The organism is Rhizobium sp. AN68 (genome assembly GCF_030758035.1).
GTDB classification, from domain to species: Bacteria; Pseudomonadota; Alphaproteobacteria; order Rhizobiales; family Rhizobiaceae; genus Agrobacterium; species Agrobacterium tumefaciens.
In genome coordinates this window covers 1,665,573-1,683,711 of the sequence record NZ_JARWMI010000002.1, presented here as the reverse complement: position 1 = coordinate 1,683,711, position 18,139 = coordinate 1,665,573, and the positions used below count along the sequence as shown (strand labels likewise).

General features: G+C 59.3%; 19 protein-coding genes. 9 read left to right on the top strand and 10 right to left on the bottom strand.

What is annotated here, in order from left to right:
* The first annotated feature begins 282 nt into the window (after positions 1–282).
* From RBH71_RS11095 to RBH71_RS11075, 5 genes are all read left to right on the top strand, one after another.
* Positions 283–1,173, top strand: coding sequence for a metal ABC transporter substrate-binding protein (locus RBH71_RS11095; RefSeq protein WP_323687292.1), 891 nt, complete (start codon positions 283–285; stop codon positions 1,171–1,173).
* Entirely contained in the window at positions 1,170–2,078 is a 909-nt protein-coding gene (locus RBH71_RS11090) for a manganese/iron ABC transporter ATP-binding protein (protein ID WP_026331039.1), read from the top strand. Before RBH71_RS11095 ends, RBH71_RS11090 begins: the two co-directional genes overlap by 4 nt.
* Complete coding sequence (locus RBH71_RS11085) at positions 2,059–2,919, top strand: metal ABC transporter permease (RefSeq protein ID WP_323687291.1); 861 nt, start codon at positions 2,059–2,061, stop codon at positions 2,917–2,919. The genes RBH71_RS11090 and RBH71_RS11085 overlap by 20 nt, the downstream gene beginning before the upstream one ends.
* Positions 2,916–3,770: a metal ABC transporter permease gene (locus tag RBH71_RS11080; RefSeq protein WP_019566953.1), complete on the top strand. Its 855-nt coding sequence runs from the start codon at positions 2,916–2,918 to the stop codon at positions 3,768–3,770. Before RBH71_RS11085 ends, RBH71_RS11080 begins: the two co-directional genes overlap by 4 nt.
* A gap of 109 nt (positions 3,771–3,879) precedes the next feature.
* Positions 3,880–4,053 carry a DUF1328 domain-containing protein gene (locus tag RBH71_RS11075; RefSeq protein ID WP_003516193.1) on the top strand — a complete coding sequence of 58 codons (174 nt, stop codon included), beginning with the start codon at positions 3,880–3,882 and terminating at the stop codon, positions 4,051–4,053.
* A gap of 57 nt (positions 4,054–4,110) precedes the next feature.
* Here the strand turns inward: RBH71_RS11075 and RBH71_RS11070 are convergent, their stop codons facing one another.
* Positions 4,111–4,842: an SDR family oxidoreductase gene (locus RBH71_RS11070; RefSeq protein WP_013762314.1), complete on the bottom strand. Its 732-nt coding sequence runs from the start codon at positions 4,840–4,842 to the stop codon at positions 4,111–4,113.
* 216 nt (positions 4,843–5,058) lie between these two features.
* Between RBH71_RS11070 and RBH71_RS11065 the strand changes: the two genes are divergently transcribed.
* On the top strand, positions 5,059–5,832 hold the full coding sequence (locus tag RBH71_RS11065; RefSeq protein WP_323687290.1) for an IclR family transcriptional regulator: 774 nt from the start codon (positions 5,059–5,061) through the stop codon (positions 5,830–5,832).
* Between the two features lie 105 nt (positions 5,833–5,937).
* On the opposite strand, the gene tal is transcribed toward RBH71_RS11065, so the two are convergent.
* Entirely contained in the window at positions 5,938–6,903 is a 966-nt protein-coding gene (gene tal / locus RBH71_RS11060) for a transaldolase (protein WP_013762313.1), read from the bottom strand.
* 206 nt (positions 6,904–7,109) lie between these two features.
* On the opposite strand from tal, the gene RBH71_RS11055 reads away from it, so the two are divergent.
* Positions 7,110–8,096: a sugar-binding transcriptional regulator gene (locus RBH71_RS11055; RefSeq protein ID WP_003516185.1), complete on the top strand. Its 987-nt coding sequence runs from the start codon at positions 7,110–7,112 to the stop codon at positions 8,094–8,096.
* A 66-nt stretch (positions 8,097–8,162) separates the two neighbouring features.
* On the opposite strand, the gene RBH71_RS11050 is transcribed toward RBH71_RS11055, so the two are convergent.
* Together RBH71_RS11050 and RBH71_RS11045 are read right to left on the bottom strand one after the other, a co-directional pair.
* On the bottom strand, positions 8,163–9,035 hold the full coding sequence (locus RBH71_RS11050) for a bifunctional helix-turn-helix domain-containing protein/methylated-DNA--[protein]-cysteine S-methyltransferase (protein ID WP_323687289.1): 873 nt from the start codon (positions 9,033–9,035) through the stop codon (positions 8,163–8,165).
* Between the two features lie 131 nt (positions 9,036–9,166).
* A complete protein-coding gene (locus RBH71_RS11045) occupies positions 9,167–9,646 on the bottom strand; it encodes a DUF2244 domain-containing protein (protein ID WP_003516181.1) in 480 nt (159 codons plus the stop codon).
* Between the two features lie 37 nt (positions 9,647–9,683).
* Here RBH71_RS11045 and nth point away from each other — a divergent pair, with 37 nt between their 5' ends.
* Positions 9,684–10,466 (top strand): endonuclease III, encoded by a 783-nt coding sequence (gene nth / locus RBH71_RS11040; RefSeq protein WP_003516179.1) that lies wholly within the window; start codon positions 9,684–9,686, stop codon positions 10,464–10,466.
* Here nth and RBH71_RS11035 read toward each other — a convergent pair.
* Positions 10,428–11,165: a sulfate transporter family protein gene (locus RBH71_RS11035; protein WP_112296533.1), complete on the bottom strand. Its 738-nt coding sequence runs from the start codon at positions 11,163–11,165 to the stop codon at positions 10,428–10,430. The genes nth and RBH71_RS11035 overlap by 39 nt on opposite strands.
* A gap of 295 nt (positions 11,166–11,460) precedes the next feature.
* Between RBH71_RS11035 and RBH71_RS11030 the strand changes: the two genes are divergently transcribed.
* Positions 11,461–12,294 carry a MurR/RpiR family transcriptional regulator gene (locus tag RBH71_RS11030; RefSeq protein WP_025595058.1) on the top strand — a complete coding sequence of 278 codons (834 nt, stop codon included), beginning with the start codon at positions 11,461–11,463 and terminating at the stop codon, positions 12,292–12,294.
* 65 nt (positions 12,295–12,359) lie between these two features.
* Here RBH71_RS11030 and RBH71_RS11025 read toward each other — a convergent pair whose 3' ends face one another.
* From RBH71_RS11025 to RBH71_RS11005, 5 genes are all read right to left on the bottom strand, one after another.
* Positions 12,360–13,934, bottom strand: coding sequence for an FGGY-family carbohydrate kinase (locus RBH71_RS11025; RefSeq protein WP_003516172.1), 1,575 nt, complete (start codon positions 13,932–13,934; stop codon positions 12,360–12,362).
* 60 nt (positions 13,935–13,994) lie between these two features.
* Positions 13,995–14,714: an HAD family hydrolase gene (locus tag RBH71_RS11020; protein ID WP_112296534.1), complete on the bottom strand. Its 720-nt coding sequence runs from the start codon at positions 14,712–14,714 to the stop codon at positions 13,995–13,997.
* A 6-nt stretch (positions 14,715–14,720) separates the two neighbouring features.
* A complete protein-coding gene (locus RBH71_RS11015; RefSeq protein WP_112296535.1) occupies positions 14,721–16,205 on the bottom strand; it encodes a mannitol dehydrogenase family protein in 1,485 nt (494 codons plus the stop codon).
* Positions 16,206–16,296: 91 nt separating this feature from the next.
* A complete protein-coding gene (locus tag RBH71_RS11010) occupies positions 16,297–17,295 on the bottom strand; it encodes an ABC transporter ATP-binding protein (RefSeq protein ID WP_013761442.1) in 999 nt (332 codons plus the stop codon).
* Positions 17,296–17,307: 12 nt separating this feature from the next.
* A complete protein-coding gene (locus RBH71_RS11005) occupies positions 17,308–18,132 on the bottom strand; it encodes a carbohydrate ABC transporter permease (RefSeq protein ID WP_003519423.1) in 825 nt (274 codons plus the stop codon).
* Between the last annotated feature and the right edge of the window lie 7 nt (positions 18,133–18,139).

The following is an 18,139-nucleotide window of genomic DNA, read 5'->3' as shown; positions in this document are numbered from 1 at the left end:
TGACATTCAGTACCCCGCCTATCGCCCTCACCCCTGAACGTGGCTCGAAGGATGAGGAACACACGCGGGATAAGCTCGGGACCTCGTTGTCCGAGCCTTGCGATAGTGCCGCTTTCTCATTGAAAAAAGTTTAATCCCCCCGGCGCCGTGCGGGCAAAAGCGCACCATTTTCAGACATTTTTGAAATCCGCTAAATTGCGAATGATTTGCAATAGCGTTGACAAGTGTGATTCCATGACAGATGGTGTTGCGAGTTGATCGCAACAAAAATCGGTGACAGACGTGAATCTCCATAAAATCCGCCATGCCCTTTTTGCTTTTTCGCTTTTCCTGCCTGCTGCGGCTGTCGCGCAGGAAAAACCGAAGGTGGTGACCACCTTCACGATCATTGCCGATATGGCGCGCAATGTGGCGGGCGATGCGGCAGAGGTGGAGAGCATCACCAAGCCAGGTGCTGAAATTCACAACTACCAGCCGACGCCTCGCGACATTCTCAAGGCCCGCAAGGCCGATCTGGTGCTGCGCAACGGCCTCAATCTGGAATTGTGGTTCGAGAAGTTTCTGGCCAATCTTTCAGGCGTGCCTGATGTGACTGTCAGCGACGGCATCGAACCGATGGCGATCAATGGCGGGGCGTATCAGGGGAAACCCAACCCGCATGCCTGGATGTCACCCGATAACGCCTTGATCTATGTGGAAAATATCCGCAAGGGACTCGCTGGAATAGATCCCGCCCACGCCGAGATTTACGCCGCCAATGCCAAGGCCTATTCCGACAAGGTCCGTGCCACTGTGCAGCCCATCCGCGATGAGCTTTCCGCGCTTCCTGAGAACAAGCGGTGGTTGGTCACGAGCGAGGGGGCGTTCTCCTATCTCGCCCGGGATTTCGGGCTGAAGGAACTGTTCCTGTGGCCGGTCAATGCCGACAGCCAGGGTACGCCGCAACAGGTGCGCGGCGTGATCGACGCCATGCGCGAACATAATATTCAGGTCATCTTCAGCGAAAGCACGGTTTCCGCCGATCCCGCCCGGCAGGTGGCCAAGGAAACCGGAGCGGCCTATGGCGGCATACTCTACGTGGATTCGCTGAGCGAGGCCGACGGCCCTGTTCCGACCTATCTCGACCTGCTGCGCGTGACGAGCAGCACCATCGCCAAAGGACTGTCTTCATGAGAATGGGCAGCAAAAAAAGCGGCGGCGGCCTGACGGTTCAAAATGCGACAGTGACCTATCGCAACGGCCACACCGCATTAAGAAATGCCAGCTTTTCCATTCCACGCGGTACGATCACTGCACTTGTCGGCGTCAACGGCGCCGGCAAGTCCACGATTTTCAAGGCAATCATGGGTTTTGTGCCGTTGGCCACCGGTTCTGTCTCTATTTTCGACCTACCCGTGAAGGATGCACTCAGAAAAAACCTCGTCGCCTATGTGCCGCAAGCTGAAGAGGTGGACTGGAGTTTTCCCGTACTGGTTGAGGATGTGGTGATGATGGGCCGTTACGGCCACATGAACTTCTTCCGTATTCCGTCGAAACACGATCACGAGATGGTCGAGAGAGCGCTGACGCGCGTCAATATGCTTGATTATCGCAAGCGGCAGATCGGCGAGCTTTCCGGCGGACAGAAGAAGCGGGTGTTTCTGGCCCGCGCGCTGGCGCAGGAAGGTCAGGTTATCCTGCTGGATGAACCCTTCACCGGCGTCGACGTGACGACGGAAGAACAGATCGTCGCGCTGTTGAAGGCACTGCGTGACGAGGGCCGCGTCATGCTGGTTTCCACCCATAATCTCGGTAGCGTACCGGAATTCTGCGATCGCGCCGTCTTCGTCAAGGGTACCGTTCTGGCGTCGGGCAAAACAGCGGACACCTTTAACGAAGAGAACCTGCAAAAAGCCTTTGGCGGCAGCTTGCGCCACTTCGTTCTCGGCGGGGCCGAACTGCATGATGATGCCGATCCTCGCCGGGTGAAGGTGATTACCGACGATGAGCGGCCTTTCGTGATCTACGGAAAGAACGGCCAGAACGGACATGATCCGCAGGCTCCGAAGGAAAAAGCCGATGATAAACAGCCTTCTTGAGCCTTTCACCTATGGCTACATGCTGAACGCCATCTGGGTCAGCGCACTTGTGGGCGGCGTCTGCGGCTTTCTTTCCGCTTATCTTATGCTAAAGGGCTGGTCGCTGATCGGCGACGCGCTCTCGCACGCCATCGTTCCCGGCGTTGCGGGCGCTTATATGCTAGGGCTGCCCTTTTCGCTCGGCGCCTTTCTTTCCGGCGGGCTTGCGGCTGGCTCGATGCTGTTCCTCAATCAGAAAACCCGGCTCAAGGAAGACACAATCATCGGCCTGATCTTCACCTCGTTCTTCGGGCTGGGGCTGTTCATGGTGTCGCTGTCGCCCACCTCGATCAATATCCAGACCATCGTGCTTGGCAATATTCTGGCAATTACCACCGAAGACACGATCCAGCTTGCCCTGATCGGCGGCATCAGCCTCATCGTACTGGCGTTGAAATGGCGCGACTTCATGGTGGTGTTCTTCGATGAGAACCATGCGCGCACAGTAGGGCTGAAACCGGAAGTGCTGAAAGTGATCTTCTTCACCCTGCTTGCGGCCTCCACGGTTGCAGCCCTTCAAACCGTCGGCGCCTTCCTTGTCGTTGCCATGGTGGTGACACCAGGCGCGACCGCCTATCTTCTGACCGACCGTTTCGAGCGGCTGATCCTGATGAGCCTCGTGATCGGCGCGACCACCAGCTTCGTCGGCGCTTATCTCAGCTACTTCCTCGACGGCGCCACCGGCGGCGTTATCGTCGTGCTGCAAACAGCGATCTTCCTTTCCGCTTTCGTGTTTGCACCCAAACACGGGCTGCTCGCTTCGCGCGCCAAAGCGCGCAAGGCACTGGGAGAAGCGCAATGAGCGAATATCTCGAACTCGCCATCCTGCCGTTTCAGCTGCCCTTCATGCAATATGCCTTCATCATCACCCTGATGATTGCCGTGCCGATGGCCATGCTCTCGTGTTTTCTGGTGCTGAAGGGCTGGTCGCTGATGGGGGACGCGGTTTCGCACGCCGTGCTGCCCGGCGTGGTGATTGCCTACATTGCCGGAATTCCCCTTTCCATCGGCGCCTTCACCGCCGGTATGATCTGCGCTCTCGGCACCGGTTTCATCAAGGAAAATAGCCGCATCAAGGAAGACACGGTGCTCGGCATCGTCTTTTCCGGCATGTTCGGGCTGGGGCTGGTGCTTTACGTGAAGGTGCAGAGCGACATGCATCTGGATCACATCCTCTTCGGCGACATGCTGGGCATTGCGCCGTCAGACATGCTGGAGACCGGGCTGATCGCGCTTTTTGCCACCCTGTTTCTCGGGGTGCTGCGCAAAGACCTGCTGGTCAATGCCTTCGATCCGCAGCATGCCAAGGCAATCGGCCTGCCCGTTCGCATCCTGCATTACGGTTTGCTGATGGTTTTGTCGCTTGCCGTGGTCGGCGCGCTGAAGGCTGTGGGTATCATCCTCTCCGTCGCAATGCTGGTCACCCCCGGCGCCATCGCCTTCCTACTGGCGCGACGCTTTTCCGCCATGCTCCTGGTCGCCATCTCGGTTGCGGTTCTCTCTTCGCTTGCAGGAATATGGCTAAGCTTTCTGATCGACAGCGCGCCGGCCCCGACCATTGTACTGTTCATGAGCCTGGCATTCGTCGCGACATTCATTCGCACCAGCCTCAAGGCCCGCCGGATCGACGCCGCCAATGAAACGGTGGTGTAAAAGAACGATTTTTGCGGGCGCGTGGAACATTTTCCCCTTTTGCGCGTCATTTTCATGAGCTTGCCCTCAAGCGGCAAACTCATGAAAATTAAGCGAAAGGGGAAGCTCCATGCTGAAATGGGCTCTTATTTTCTTTGTTATTTCGTTGATCGCGGGCGTATTCGGCTTTACCGGCATTTCGGCAGCGGCGTCGGGCATTGCCCGTATCCTGTTCTTCATCGCCGTCGTGATCTTCCTGGTCTTCCTCGTGCTTGCACTGATCGCTGGAAGCGTGGTGGCGTAATAAAAAGGCGACCGGCTTTTGGGCCGGTCGCCTTCTCCTCTCTCCCGTATAGAATTATCAGCCTGTCCAGCCACCGTCGATCACATGGATCTGGCCAGTGGTGAAACCTGCCTCATCAGAAGCGAGATAGGTGACGAGTGCGGCGATTTCTTCCGGCGTGGCAATGCGGCCCATAGGCTGGCGGGCAATGAAGTCGGCCAGGGCCTGCTCGTAATTGCCAGTGGCGCGCAGGCGGTCGTGCAAGGACGGGCTATCCACTGTGCCTGGGCAAATGGCGTTGCAGCGAATACCCTTGGTGACGAAATCAGCAGCAATTGCCTTGGTCAGACCGACAACCGCCGCCTTGGAGGCGGTGTAGGCGAAACGGTTCGGCACGCCCTTCACGCTGGATGCGACGGAGGACATGTTGACGATTGCGCCCTTACCCTTTTCCAGCATGCCTGGCAGAAAGGCGCGGCAGGTGCGGTACATGGCCTTGGCATTGAGGTCGAAGGAGAAATCCCAGTCCTTTTCCTCGCAATCGAGAATGGTGCCGGAATGAACGAAACCCGCACAGTTGAACAGAACATCCGCATGACCGATATCGGCAGCAAAAGCCTTCACACCATCGCCATCCAGCACGTTCAGAACCCGCGTTTCCGCACCTTTCAGGGTCGAGAGCGCCTGCTCGTTGATATCAGTGGCGATGACGCGCGCACCGAGCGATATGAATCGCTCCGCCGTCGCACGGCCGATACCCTGGCCGGCTGCGGTGATCACCACTGTCCGCCCGTTAAAATCCTGCACCATGAATAGCCTCCCGCTACGGCGCACCCGCCCGCTGGGGCCGAGCCGCTGAATTTCGCCAGTGAATTTCATTGATCTCAAATATGGATCGACAATTCATATGTAAACGCGGTATTCATGTAACGTCAAGCAGGCTTGCGCAAAAGGGCAGCGTGCGGCAACGGTATTTAAAAAGTGCATTTCCCGCCAAGCAATCCTGCAAAACGCCACCGAGGCAAGATGACCGAAGACGACAGCGAAAGATATCGCGCCCCCGCCCTCGACAAGGGTCTGGACATTCTGGAGCTTCTCGCCCGCACGGATGGCGGGCTGACGCAGATCGAGATTGCCAAGGCCATAGGCAAAACCCCGAACGAGCTTTACCGCATGCTGGACCGCCTGGTGCGCCGTGGTTACGTACAGCGGCTGGAGGGTGACCGGTTTTCGCTGACGCTGAAAATGTTCGGGCTCGCACATTTTCACGCGCCGGTGCGCCGGCTGGTCTCTTTCGCAGCCCCGGTGATGCGCGATTTTTCCGCAAGCGCCGAGCAGGCCTGTCATCTGGCAGTTTACGACCGCGGCAGTGTTGTCGTCATCGCCCAACAGGAGTCCTCCACCTATTGGGCGATGTCCATGCGGGTGGGCGCGCAGATGAGCCTCTTCCAGACCGGTTCCGGCCATGTGCTGCTGGCCTTCCAGAACGAGGTGCAGCGCAAGATCATGATCACCGAGCAGGTGCGCGGTGGCGGGGAAACCGAGCCTTCAGACCTTGAGGAGCGGCTGGCGGAAGTTCGCAGGAATGGTTTCAGATCCATGGACAGCATGCAGACCGCAGGCGTGCGCAATATTTCCGCCCCCGTGCTGACACTTGATGGTACCGCACTTGCCGTCATCACCTGCCCCTATATCACCCCGCTTGGCGGCAAGGCCCCGACGCGCGAGGCCTGCGAGGTACTGATCCGCGATGCGGCAAGGCGCATTTCCGAAGTGGCGACGGGTCAGGGAACCATCTGAGACGCACAAAAAAACGCGACCGGCAGGGACCGATCGCGTTTAAAGTGACTGGAGATTTCTGTATCTTAAACGCAAAGGGGACCGGGATGGTTCCCCTTTTTGTTATCAGGCGGCAGCCAGCGTCAGTTCCTTGCGGACCATTTCGCGCAGCGTTACCAGATCCTTGGCGAACAGGCGGATGCCTTCCGAGAGCTTCTCGGTTGCCATCGCGTCTTCGTTCATTGCCCAGCGGAACGCCTTTTCATCGAGCGACTGCAGCGGCTCGGCCTTCACATTGTCGGGCGAAAGCTTGCGCTCAAGCGTGCCGGTGTCCTTGTCCAGCTCTTCCAGCAGCGCCGGGCTGATCGTCAGGCGATCGCAACCGGCAAGCGCTTCGATCTCGCCGACATTACGGAACGATGCGCCCATGACGACGGTGCCGATGCCATTGGCCTTGTAATAATTGTAGATGCTGCGCACCGAAACGACGCCCGGATCGGTCTCGGCAGTGTAGGTCTCGCCGGTCGACTTCTTGTACCAGTCGAGGATGCGGCCGACGAAGGGCGAGATGAGGAAAGCTTTCGCTTCCGCGCAGGCGATGGCCTGTGCCTGCGAGAACAGCAGAGTCAGGTTGCAATCGATGCCCTCGGACTGCAGGACTTCCGCAGCCTTGATGCCTTCCCATGTGGAAGCCAGCTTGATGAGGATGCGTTCACGCTCGATACCGCGCTCCTTATAGGAGGCGATGATGTGGCGTGCCTTGGTGATGGAGGCCTGTGTGTCAAAGGACAGGTCGGCATCGACTTCCGTCGATACGCGGCCGGGAACCAGACCTGCAAGGGCCGCACCGACGGAAATGGCAAGACGGTCGGCAACGGCCGCAACGACAGCGTCAGACTGGCCGCCCTGTTTCTTGCCCCAAGCAACGGCTTCCTTCACCGCATCCGCGAAAGCAGGGGTGCCGAGCGCCTTCAGAACGATGGTGGGGTTGGTGGTGCAATCCACCGGCTTCAGGCGCGCAACCGCCTCGATGTCGCCGGTATCGGCAACGACCGTGGTGATAGCGCGAAGTTGTTCGAGTTTGGACGTCATGGCGAATGATCCTTCATGATCTCTTGTAAACTTGCACAGCCGTCTTTTCGTTCCCGCACCATGGTGCGCCCAAGGCCGAAATCACGGTTTTGTCCGGCTCCGACTATCGCAAGCGGCAAGGTCGAAAGTCAAGACATTTGCGCATCGCAATTGACATAAGTTTCATGCCTGCGATACTCCGCTCCATAAAGAGAGTGACAAAAACCGTGGCGAAACTGAGAAGAGAAACCCATACGGCCTATTCGGAAGCGGCTTCGCTGAGGCTGCGTGCCGCATGGCTCTACTATAATCAGGGTTTGACGCAGAAAGATGTCGCCGAGAAGCTCGGCATCAGCCGCTCCACCGTCATACGCCTTCTGGACGAGGCGATGAAACGCTCCGAAGTACAGATCTGGATCAACGAGGGCATCGAGGATTTCGTCGAACTGGCCGGCAGGCTGGAGGCAGCTTATGGGCTGGATGAGGCGGTGATCATTCCCTCGCCCGGCCCATCCCCCGGCAAGGCGAATGCCGAAGGCACGGCCAAGGCCGTTGGCCTGGCGCTCGGGCAATTCCTTTCCGAAGCGGTGCCGAACGACGCCACCATCGGCGTCGGCTGGGGCCGCACCATGACCGCCTCGCTATCCAGCTTTCGCCCGCCGCGCCGGGAAAACTGCAAGGTCGTCTCGCTGCTCGGCGGTATCGTCGCCGTGCACCAGACAAACCCGCTTGATTACACCTGGCGGCTGGCAAGCGCGCTTGGGGCGGAATGTTACATGTTCCTTGCACCGCTGCTGGTAGACTCCGTCGAGACCAAACGGGCGCTGATTGAGAAATGCGGACTTGCCACGCTTTATGATCTGGCCGAAACGCTCGACCTCGCCATCGTATCCTGCGGCGATATCGGCCCGCATTCCACTTCGCTTTCGGAAGGTTTCATTTCGAAGGAAACGCTTCAGGAACTCATCGATGCCGGCTGCGTCTGCGACACCATGTTCAACTTCATCGACGCGGAAGGCCGCTCCGTCGATCACCCGATCAACGAGCGCGCCATGGCGATCGATCTAGACACGCTGCGCAAGGCCAAACACATCGTGCTCGCCTCCGGCGGCGCCCACCGCGCCATCGCCATCCGCGCCACCATCAAGCGCATCGGGTGCAATACGCTGATTACAGACGAGGCGGCGGCAAGAGCGTTGATGGAACTAGTTTAGGCCTCGACAAGCGACCCGGGCTTTTCCTCATTCCTGCGCCTGTCACAGGGATGAGGGAGAGCTGCCTCACACCTTCCCTGTTTCCCATCCTAACATCGCCCGTTTGCGGGTAAGGCCCCAGTGATAACCCGTGAGCGCCCCGCTTTTTCCAACAGCGCGATGGCAAGGAACGACGAAGGAGACCGGGTTCGCGCCAACAGCTGCACCGACCGCACGAGAGGCAGTTGGCTGGCCGATATCGCAGGCGATGTGCGAATAGGTAACGGCGCGGCCCATGGGAATTTTCAGAAGGCTTTCCCATACCCGCACCTGAAAATCCCTGCCGAGCAGCACGACCCGCAATGGCCGGTCCGCCGACCACAGCGTCGGTTCGAAAATACGTGCGGCATAGGGCGCGGTGGCTTCACGATCCTCGACATAATCCGCATTCGGCCAGCGACCTGCCATGTCCTCGAAACAGGCTCTTTCCTCGCCGGGATCGGCGAAAGCGCAGCCGGCAAGACCGCGATCGGTCACCATGACCAATGCAAGACCGAAGGGTGAAACATGGAAACCGTACCGGATCGTCAACCCACCGCCCTTGGCCTTCCATTCGCCTGGAGACATGGCCTCGTGGGTGACGAACAGATCGTGCAGGCGGCCGGGCCCAGACATGCCGACCTCGATCGAGGTTTCCAGCAGCGGCAGATCCTCTTCGCGCAACAACCTTTTAGCATGATCGAGCGTTACGGCCTGCAAAAACGCCTTGGGGGAAAGACCGGCCCAGCGGGTGAAGGTCTTCTGCAATTGCGTCGGCGACTGGCCGAGCCTTGCGGCGATGGCTTCAAGGGAGGGCTGGTCGCGATAATCCAGCGTCAAAAGCTCGATAACCCCGCGCACCGTATCGTAATCCGAACCGATGGGGGTGATGTCTTCATTCAGCATGATATTGGCGTTCATCGCATGTCTCCTAACGCCTCACAGAAAACCATCAAAGCGCGTCGGTCTCCACCCGTTTCTTGCGCCGTACTCAGTTTCTGCCGAGATACCGGCCTCGAGCCGATTGACGGGTTTTAAGCGGAATTATCCGCTCACATCCGCCGCACCGTCGCCAACGCACCGCCGAAAGCCTTGGCGAAGCTTTCCCGGTCATCCGGATTGAGAAACGAGCCGATATCCGTTGCCTTGCCTTCACCCGTTACATGCATGGAGACGATGCCGATTTCCTCGTGCCGCTGAACCCTGAAGCGGGCCCAGAAGGGGTTGAAACGATGCTCGACGACGCGGCCAGTCGGGGAGAATTTGCGGATAGACAGGCTGGTGCGCGAGACGCTCACCTCTTCCCGCGCCTTCGCTGCCCGGTAATTGGCGCGAAAGGCGACATAAAGCAGCAGAAAATCCAGCCCGAGGAACAGGCCGACGGGCCATGCGCCAGTGGTGAGGAAAAAGCCGCCATGGAGGAGGCAGGCAAGCCCGGACAAGGCGAGAAGCAGCCGGAAACCCCTTCTTCCGAGCGAACGGTGCGGAACGAGTTCCGCCGCAAAAATCGGCTGATCGTTGAGCGTATCCACGTTGATTTCCTCAGGGCGGGCTGGCTATAGATAGGTCATGACAGTCGCCAAAAAACGATCCAGCACCCAAACATTGAAAAAGTCAAATGCGACATCCGCCCGCAGACCGGCGCGTGTGAAGACGATCTATTCGAAGGACGAGTTGAACGAGATCTTCCGCCGTTTCTCCATTCAGCGGCCGGAGCCGAAAGGCGAGCTGGAACATACCAACCCCTTTACCCTGCTGGTGGCCGTGGCGCTTTCGGCGCAGGCGACCGATGTGGGCGTAAACCGGGCGACGCGGGCGCTGTTCAAGGTGGCCGATACGCCGGAAAAAATGCTGGCACTTGGCGAGGAGGAGCTGATCGGCCATATCAAGACCATTGGGCTTTACCGCAACAAGGCCAAGAACGTTATCGCTTTGTCACAGATGCTGATCGACAATTTCGGCGGTGAGGTGCCGAGGACGCGCGAGGAGCTGGTGACCCTGCCCGGCGTCGGCCGCAAGACGGCCAATGTGGTGATGTCGATGGCCTTCGGTGTGCCCACACTCGCCGTGGACACCCATGTTTTTCGTATTGCCAACCGGCTCTGTCTCGCGCCGGGGAAAACCCCGGATGAAGTGGAAGACCGGCTCGTCCGCATCATTCCCGAAGAATATCTGTTCCATGCCCATCACTGGCTGATCCTGCACGGGCGTTATTGCTGCAAGGCGCGCAAACCGGAATGCGAGCGCTGCGTGATTGCCGATATCTGCAAATCACCGGAAAAGACCTTCGATATTCCAGCTCCGCTCGTGGAACTACCCGCGCAATTGTTCGGTGCGGCCAGCGGCGAATGACGGATCGCGCCGGCTGACGGCCTTGTGCAGATGCACCATCATCGAAGCCGCAAAAAGCGGCGTCAGAAGGTTGAGGAAGGGGATTGCAAGGAACGCTGCAATCACCAGCCCGGCCATGAACACGGTTGTGCGGTGTTTCAGCCGGAACAGCCGCGCGTCAGCGGGCGAGCGGAAACGCATGGCCGCAAATTCGAAGAACTCCCGGCCCAGCAGATAACCGTTCACCAGAAAAAAGGCGATGAGGTTGACGCCCGGCACCAGCAGCAACAAAAGCGCAATCAGGTTGCCGGCAATGACGACGCCAAAGAACTTGATCGATGACACCACGGCCTCACCGATGGGCATCGCCTTGCCCGGCGGATCACTGGGATAGGTCTTTTTCTCCACGACTTCGGCGACATCGTCGAGAAACAGTCCGGCAATAACGGCAGTGACCGGCGAGATCAGCAAGGCCAACGCCAAGGCCAGCCCGATTCCGGCGAAAATGGCGAAAACGAAAGTCAGCCATCCCGCCCAGTCAGGCACGCTGGGGATCAGCGTATCCACCCACGGCAAGGCGAAATAGATGAAGACAGAGCGGATGGCGAACCACAGCGCTGCCAGCACCAGAAGCGTCAGCCCCAGAACCTTCCAGAACACCGACCGGGTCTCAGTGGCAAAAAGATTGCCGAAGGCAAGCCTCGCCGCATTAAAAATCATTCGGAACTCCTGTGACGCCTCTCGCGTTTTAAACTGGCGTTCAGGAGAGATAGGCGCCGCCCATCTGCTCCGCAAGACAGGAATGAAGACGTCGCTGTTGGGAATTAAACCGCTGATGGAATTTCCCTTGAATAAAAGACGTCTCTAAAATATAATAATCTATCTATTAGAATTCGCATTCCGGTCCGGTGGAGGACAAGGCCGGAAAAGCTCGCCCCCACCGACAAGTCGCGGTTCGCACGCTCGCCCGGGCGCGCGGATGCATCATCGTTCATAAATATAAAAGAATGAGGCGTTGGTGGAACAGCTACTGTTGAATCTGACCCGTGCCATGAAGGCCGGTACGCCTTCAGAGCGCAAGATCGCCAAATATCTGATCGAGCATCTGGACGAATTGCCGTTTGAGACGGCGCAGACACTGGCTGCCAAGCTCAGTCTCAGTCCGATGACGGTTGGCCGTTTTCTGCGCTCGCTCGGATACAGGCAATTCAGCGATATTCGCATCGATCTGCGCCACGCCGAAGAGACCGCGGGCGTGGACCAGCCCGCTATTGTTGAAAGCGGCGATCAGAAGTCCAATCCGTTTTCGCAACTCCTTTCCCAACAGATCCAGGCCATTCAGGCTGCCTTCGAAATGACGGACCAGCCGATATGGCGCGTCGCCATGAGCGAGATCGCTTCGGCGGCAGATGTTTTTCTGGCAACGTCACCGGAAGGCCTTGGCACTGGAAGGCACTTTCACGGGCGGTTGCTGGAGTATCGCAGACGCGTGCACTTCCTCGGCAGCGACAGCGCCGCCTATATCGCCCTTTGGGACTTCGATCCCGCAGAAGCGCTTCTCATCCTCATGGATTGCGGCGGCAGCATCACGCCCTTGCAGAGCCTTTCTGCGACGGCGCGAAAGAGCGGCTACAGAACCCTGTTGATCACCACCCGGTTCTATGAATGGGGACCGGAAAGCGCCGATATCTGTCTTGCCATGCCGCACACCCAGACCGGCGGACAAGGCCTGCTGCAGCTCGTTGCGCTGATGGAATTCACCCTCTGCAGCCTGATTGCCGGAGCCGACGAGCAGCGCACGGCACGTATGAAAAACCTAACCGGCCTGAAACGCTCGCTTGGCATCTGACCCTCGGCGGGAGGAAACGGATCGCGCCCGTCCGCCACGACCTTACCTGCCGTTGTAGGCAAAGATCAGAGGCTTTCCAGCTCCTGGCGATGGCGGTGCATGGCGAGAAAACGGCGATAATCCCGCTCGTAAAGCGGTGTGAGCGCTGGATTGCCTGGGATTTCCGTATTGCCCGGATACATGGCGGCACCCGCCGCTGCAAGGCCCGCATGCACACCGCCGGCGGCTGCCGCCGTCATTGCCGTGCCGAGAAGAACGGCGTCGGCTGTGGCAGGCACGACGATGCGCTTGCCGGTCACATCAGCGTAAAGCTCCATCAACAGCGGGTTCTTCACATGGCCGCCGGTAACGTGCAGGCTTTCGACGGCATAACCGAAACGCTCCATCGCATCCAGCACATGGCGCGCGCCAAGCGCAATCGCCACGGCAGTGCGCCAGTAGAGCCGGCAGAGACTGTCGAAGGATGTATCGAGCGTCAGCCCGCTGATGACGCCCACCGCATGCGGATCGGCGAGCGGTGAGCGGTTGCCGTGGAAATCCGGCAGTACATGCAGCCGTTCGGCAAAGGCCGCGCCCTCGAGCGCGCGCAATTCGGTAACCCGCGCAACGATGCGGGCGTGCAGCGCCGTATCCGGCTCTCCGCCCGCCGCGTGCATGCGCACGATATGATCGAGCAGCGCGCCGGTGGCAGATTGCCCGCCCTCCACCAGCCAGTGGCCGGGCAGCACCGCCTGCCAATAGGGACCCCACAGGCTGTGGCCTGGCATCTGCCGCTCGGACATGGCGACAAGGCAGCTGGAGGTGCCGGCGATCAGCGCCACATGTTTACCCACATCATCAGAAAGGCATCCGCCAAGCGCACCCAGCGTGCCGGCGTAAGCATCGATCATGCCCGCTGCCACCTGACAGCCGGTGTCAAGGCCGAGTTCGGCGGCAGCCTCGGGCGAAAGCGGGCCGATGGCTGTGCCCGGCATCACGGTCGTTTCGGGCAGGCCTGCCCGCTGTTTCAGATCGCCAAGCCCGGCAAGATTGAGATAATCCGCCTGCCAGCCGGGATTTTCCTGCGCCAGAAAATTCCACTTCGCCGTCTGCGTGCAATTTGAACGCTTAGTGGAACCGGTTGCCTTCCATGTCAGGAAATCCGCCAGATCGAAGGCGAAAGACATTCGCGCCCAGCTTGCCGGCAAATTCGCCTTCAGCCACATCAGCTTCGGCATCTGCATTTCCGGTGACACGCTTTTGCCGGCGAAATCCAGCACGCGGTGGCCGGATGCCGTCAGCCGGTCGGCCTCGCCGATTGCCCGATGGTCCAGCCAGACGATGGTGTCGAACCGGTCTTTGCCCGTGACGGAGACAGAAACCGGTTCCCCACGCTCATCACGGATAACGAGCGAGCAGGTAGCATCAAAACCAATGGCGGCTATGCTGTCCGCTAACACACCCGCGTCGGCAAGCGCTGCTCTCACCGCAAGGCAGACGGCGTTCCATATATCGGTGGAATCGTGTTCGGCGTGGTTTTCCTGCGGCCTTTGCATCAGGATGGGATGGGTTGAGCGGGCGAGAAGCCTGCCGGTCGGGTCGAAAATCCCGGCGCGGGCGCTCGCCGTTCCGACATCGACAGCGACGAGATTTTGACGCATCAAGACTTCAGTTCCATCCCTTGCGTAACGACCTCCGGGCGGTGGCAGGCATGGTTTCCTTCAGCCTGCGTCACGTTCCACCTGGCTGTCAAAACCGCCCTTCCCCATATAATCGCCGATAAGTTGAACCAAATCTTCCATGGCGTCAAACGTGGCATTGGCCCCGAGCTCCGCGATCTTTTCGCGAAATGCCGGAAACCGCGCATGCGAGCCGCCAGTGAATGCAAAAACCGCCATGCCGGCTGCCTTCGCCGCCGCAATGCCCGCCGGGCTGTCCTCGATCACGATGCACTGACGCGGATCAGTGCCCATCTGCCTCGCCGCATGCAGGAAAAGGTCGGGTGCCGGCTTGCCGTTCTTCACCATGGTGGCGCTGAAAACATGCGGCTCAAATTTATCGATGAGGCCGGTCAGCCCCAGCGAGTAACGGATGCGTTCCGGTTGACTTGAGGAGGCAACGCAGCGTTTGAAGGCCACCAGCCTGTCCAGCGTTTCGGCAATGCCGGCGATGGGACGCAACTCGGTGCGGAAACGCTCAAACAGCGTCGCGCGCATATGCTCGAGAAAATCGATGTCGGTCTCGATACCGTATTCCTCAAACAAAGTCGTCGTCATGCTGGCAACGCTGCGACCGAGAAAGCGGTTGTAGGCCTCTTCCTCCCCCATCTCCACGCCAAGATGGGAAAGCATGTCGAGAAGAACCGAGATGGAGACCGGCTCGCTGTCGACCAGAACGCCGTCGCAGTCGAAAATCAGAAGAGGTCCGGTCCCGTCTCGCATCTCACGTCACTTTTCAGCCAGCTTGTCATCCAGATAAAGCTGCAAGGTCTTCGCCGTGCCTTCGTGCCACAGTGTCGTCAATGCATGAGAGAAGCGTTTACGGAAAAGCTCCGATTCGGCAACCTCCCCGAAGATATCGTCAAGCGAAAGGAAGGCCATCGGGTCGTCCTTGGCCTTTGTGGCTGCCGCCTGTAGCCGCTCGGCGCTGGCGTCGTTGAAGGTGATTTGCCTGCCGCTGTCGGAGGTACCGTAGAAATAACGGCACCACAGTGCTGAAACCAGCGACAGACCGACAATATCTTCACCGCGCGCCAGACGGTCGGCGGTGGAGGGGAGGATGAATTTCGGCTGGCGGTTGGAGCCATCCTGCGCGAGGCGCGGAATGGTATCGCCGATTTTCGGGTTGAGGAAACGCCGTTCGATCAGGCCGAAATATTCGCCAAGATCGGTATCGGGTACGGGCGGAATGACCGGGATGATCTCTTCCTTTTCGAGCTTTGCCAGAAACGCCCGGATCAGTGGATGCTCCATCGCCTCATGCACGAAATGGATGTCGAGCAGCGCTGCCGGATAGGCGATCGCGGCATGGCCGCCATTGAGAATGCGGATCTTCATGTGCTCGTAAGGCGCAACATCCTTGACGAACTGAACGCCCGCCTTTTCGAGCGCCGGTCGGCCCGCCGGGAAATTATCCTCCATCACCCATTGCTTGAACTCTTCGCAGAAGACCGGCCAATTGTCCTCGATGCCGAAATCGTCACGGGCGATATTGCGTTCGCGCTCTCCCGTGGCGGGGGTGATGCGGTCGACCATCGAATTGGGGAAAGCGACGTTGTCGCCGATCCAGTTGGCGAAGGCCGGATCGAACAAGGCGGCGAGACCGACCACCGCGTTTTTGGTGACCTTGCCATTATGGGGAATGTTGTCGCAGGACATGACGGTGAAGGGTGAAAGCCCCTTGTCGCGCCGCGCCTTCAGCCCCGCAACGATAAGGCCGAACACGGTTTTCGGGGAAGACGGGTTCCTGCCATCCTCGGCAATCGCGGGATGTTGCGGATTGAAGGAGCCGGAAGCATCGATGAAATAACCTCCTTCGGTAATCGTCATCGAAACAATTCGGATTTTCGGATCTGCGAGCGTGTCGATAATGCCTTGGGTATCGCCAACCTTCAGAATGTCGATCATTGGCCCGGTGACGCGCGCACCGGTGCGATTATTGTCCTGCTCCACGACAGTGGTCAGGAAATCCTGCGCGGCAAGTTTTTCGCGCATTACCGCGTCCGATGGCAGTACACCCGCACCAATGATGGCGAAGTCGTGGTCCGCGCCGGTGTTGAACAGGTCGTCCAGGTAGACCGCCTGATGGGCGCGATGGAAATTGCCGACGCCGAAATGCACGATTCCGGCGAAAAGATCGGCCCGGGAATAGGCCGGAATCGCCGCGGTTTTTTTGGCTTCATCAAGCGTGGCGAGGGAGAGTTTGCATGTCATGTCACGATCCTCGAAGGGGAAACGTTGTTTGTGCCAGGACCGGATGACAGGTACCCGGCACGCAGCGCGGATTTGCCTTCCGGTCTTCGCGTCATATCGCGATGCCCTTGTCATCGAACCTGTGGATTTTGGCATCATCTGGTGTGATGAAGACGGTATCGCCGTGTTTGCATTCGAATTCACCGTCGGTTCTGGCGGTGATGGGGCCGATGCCGGGGACGTCGAGGTGGAGGAAGGTGTCGGAGCCGAGATGTTCGGCGACCGTGACCTTGCCCTGCCACAGGCCGGTTTCTTTCGACAGTGTCAGGTGCTCGGGCCGCACGCCGGCGGTGGTCGCACCCTTTTGCCGGGCGTAGTCGCCGGTCACCAGGTTCATGCGCGGCGAGCCGATGAAGCCGGCGACGAAGAGGTTGGCGGGCGAGCGGTAAAGCTCCATGGGCGAGCCGACCTGCTCGATATTGCCGCGGTTGAGGACCACGATCTTGTCGGCCATGGTCATGGCTTCCACCTGGTCGTGGGTGACGTAGATCATCGTCGTCTTCAACGTGTTGTGCAGCTCGGAGATTTCCAGCCGCATGGTGCCGCGCAGCGCCGCATCGAGGTTGGAGAGCGGCTCGTCAAACAGGAACGCCTTCGGTTCGCGCACGATGGCGCGGCCGATGGCGACGCGCTGGCGCTGGCCGCCGGACAGTTGCGAGGGCCGGCGTTCGAGATAATCGGTGAGGTTAAGGATACGGGCGGCATCGTCGACCTTCTTGTCGATGACAGCCTTGTCGAGCTTGGCCATCTTCAGCGGGAAGGCGATGTTGTTGCGCACGCTCATATGCGGATAGAGCGCATAGGACTGGAACACCATGGCAAGGCCGCGCTCGGCCGGGGCCTTTTCGGTGGCGTCGTTGCCGTCGATGACTATTCTGCCGCCGGAGACGTCTTCCAGCCCGGCAATCAGGCGCAGCAGCGTTGACTTGCCGCAGCCGGAGGGGCCGACGAAGACGACGAACTCGCCGTCATGGATGTCGAGATCGATCGACGGGATGACTTTTGCCTCGCCGAAGAGCTTGGACACGTTCTGAAGGGAAATGCTGCCCATTATTGTCGTTCCTTATTTCACGGCGCCAAAGGTGAGGCCACGCACGAGTTGTTTCTGCGAGAACCAGCCGATGACGAGAATGGGGGCGATCGCCATCATCGAGGCGGCCGAGAGCTTGGCCCAGAACAGCCCCTGCGGTGAGGAGAAGGAGGCGATGAAGGCCGTCAGCGGTGCCGCATTGGTGGTCGTCAGCCGGATGGTCCAGAAGGATTCGTTCCAGGCAAGAATGACGTTCAGGAGCAGCGTCGAGGCAATGCCCGGAACCGCCATTGGGGTCAGTACATGCACGATCTCGTTCCAGAGCGAGGCACCATCCATGCGGGCTGCTTCCAGAATCTCGCCGGGGATTTCGCGGAAGTAGGTATAAAGCATCCACACCACGATCGGCAGGTTGATGAAGGTGAGCATGACGGTCAGCCCAATGCGGGTATCGAGCAGGCCGGCATTGCGGAAGATCAGGTAGATCGGCACCAGCACCGCCACCCCCGGCATCATCTTGGTGGAGAGCATCCACATCAGAATGTCCTTGGTGCGCCTGGTCGGCGAGAATGCCATGGCCCAGGCGGCGGGAATGGCGATCATGAGCGCGATGATCGTCGAGCCGAGCGACAGCACGACCGAGTTCATGAACGGCTTGAAGTAATCGCGCTGGGTCTGCACGGTGATGTAGTTTTCGAGCGTGCCCGAGGGAATGAGGCTGAAGCCTGCGATCGCCTCCGGCTCGGTCTTGATCGAGGTGAGGAAGGCATAAAGGATCGGGAAGAACAGCAGCAACGCCACGGCCCATGCCGCGATGGTGAAGCCGATCTTTGCGCGTGTCGTTGTCTTGCGGGCCATGATCGCT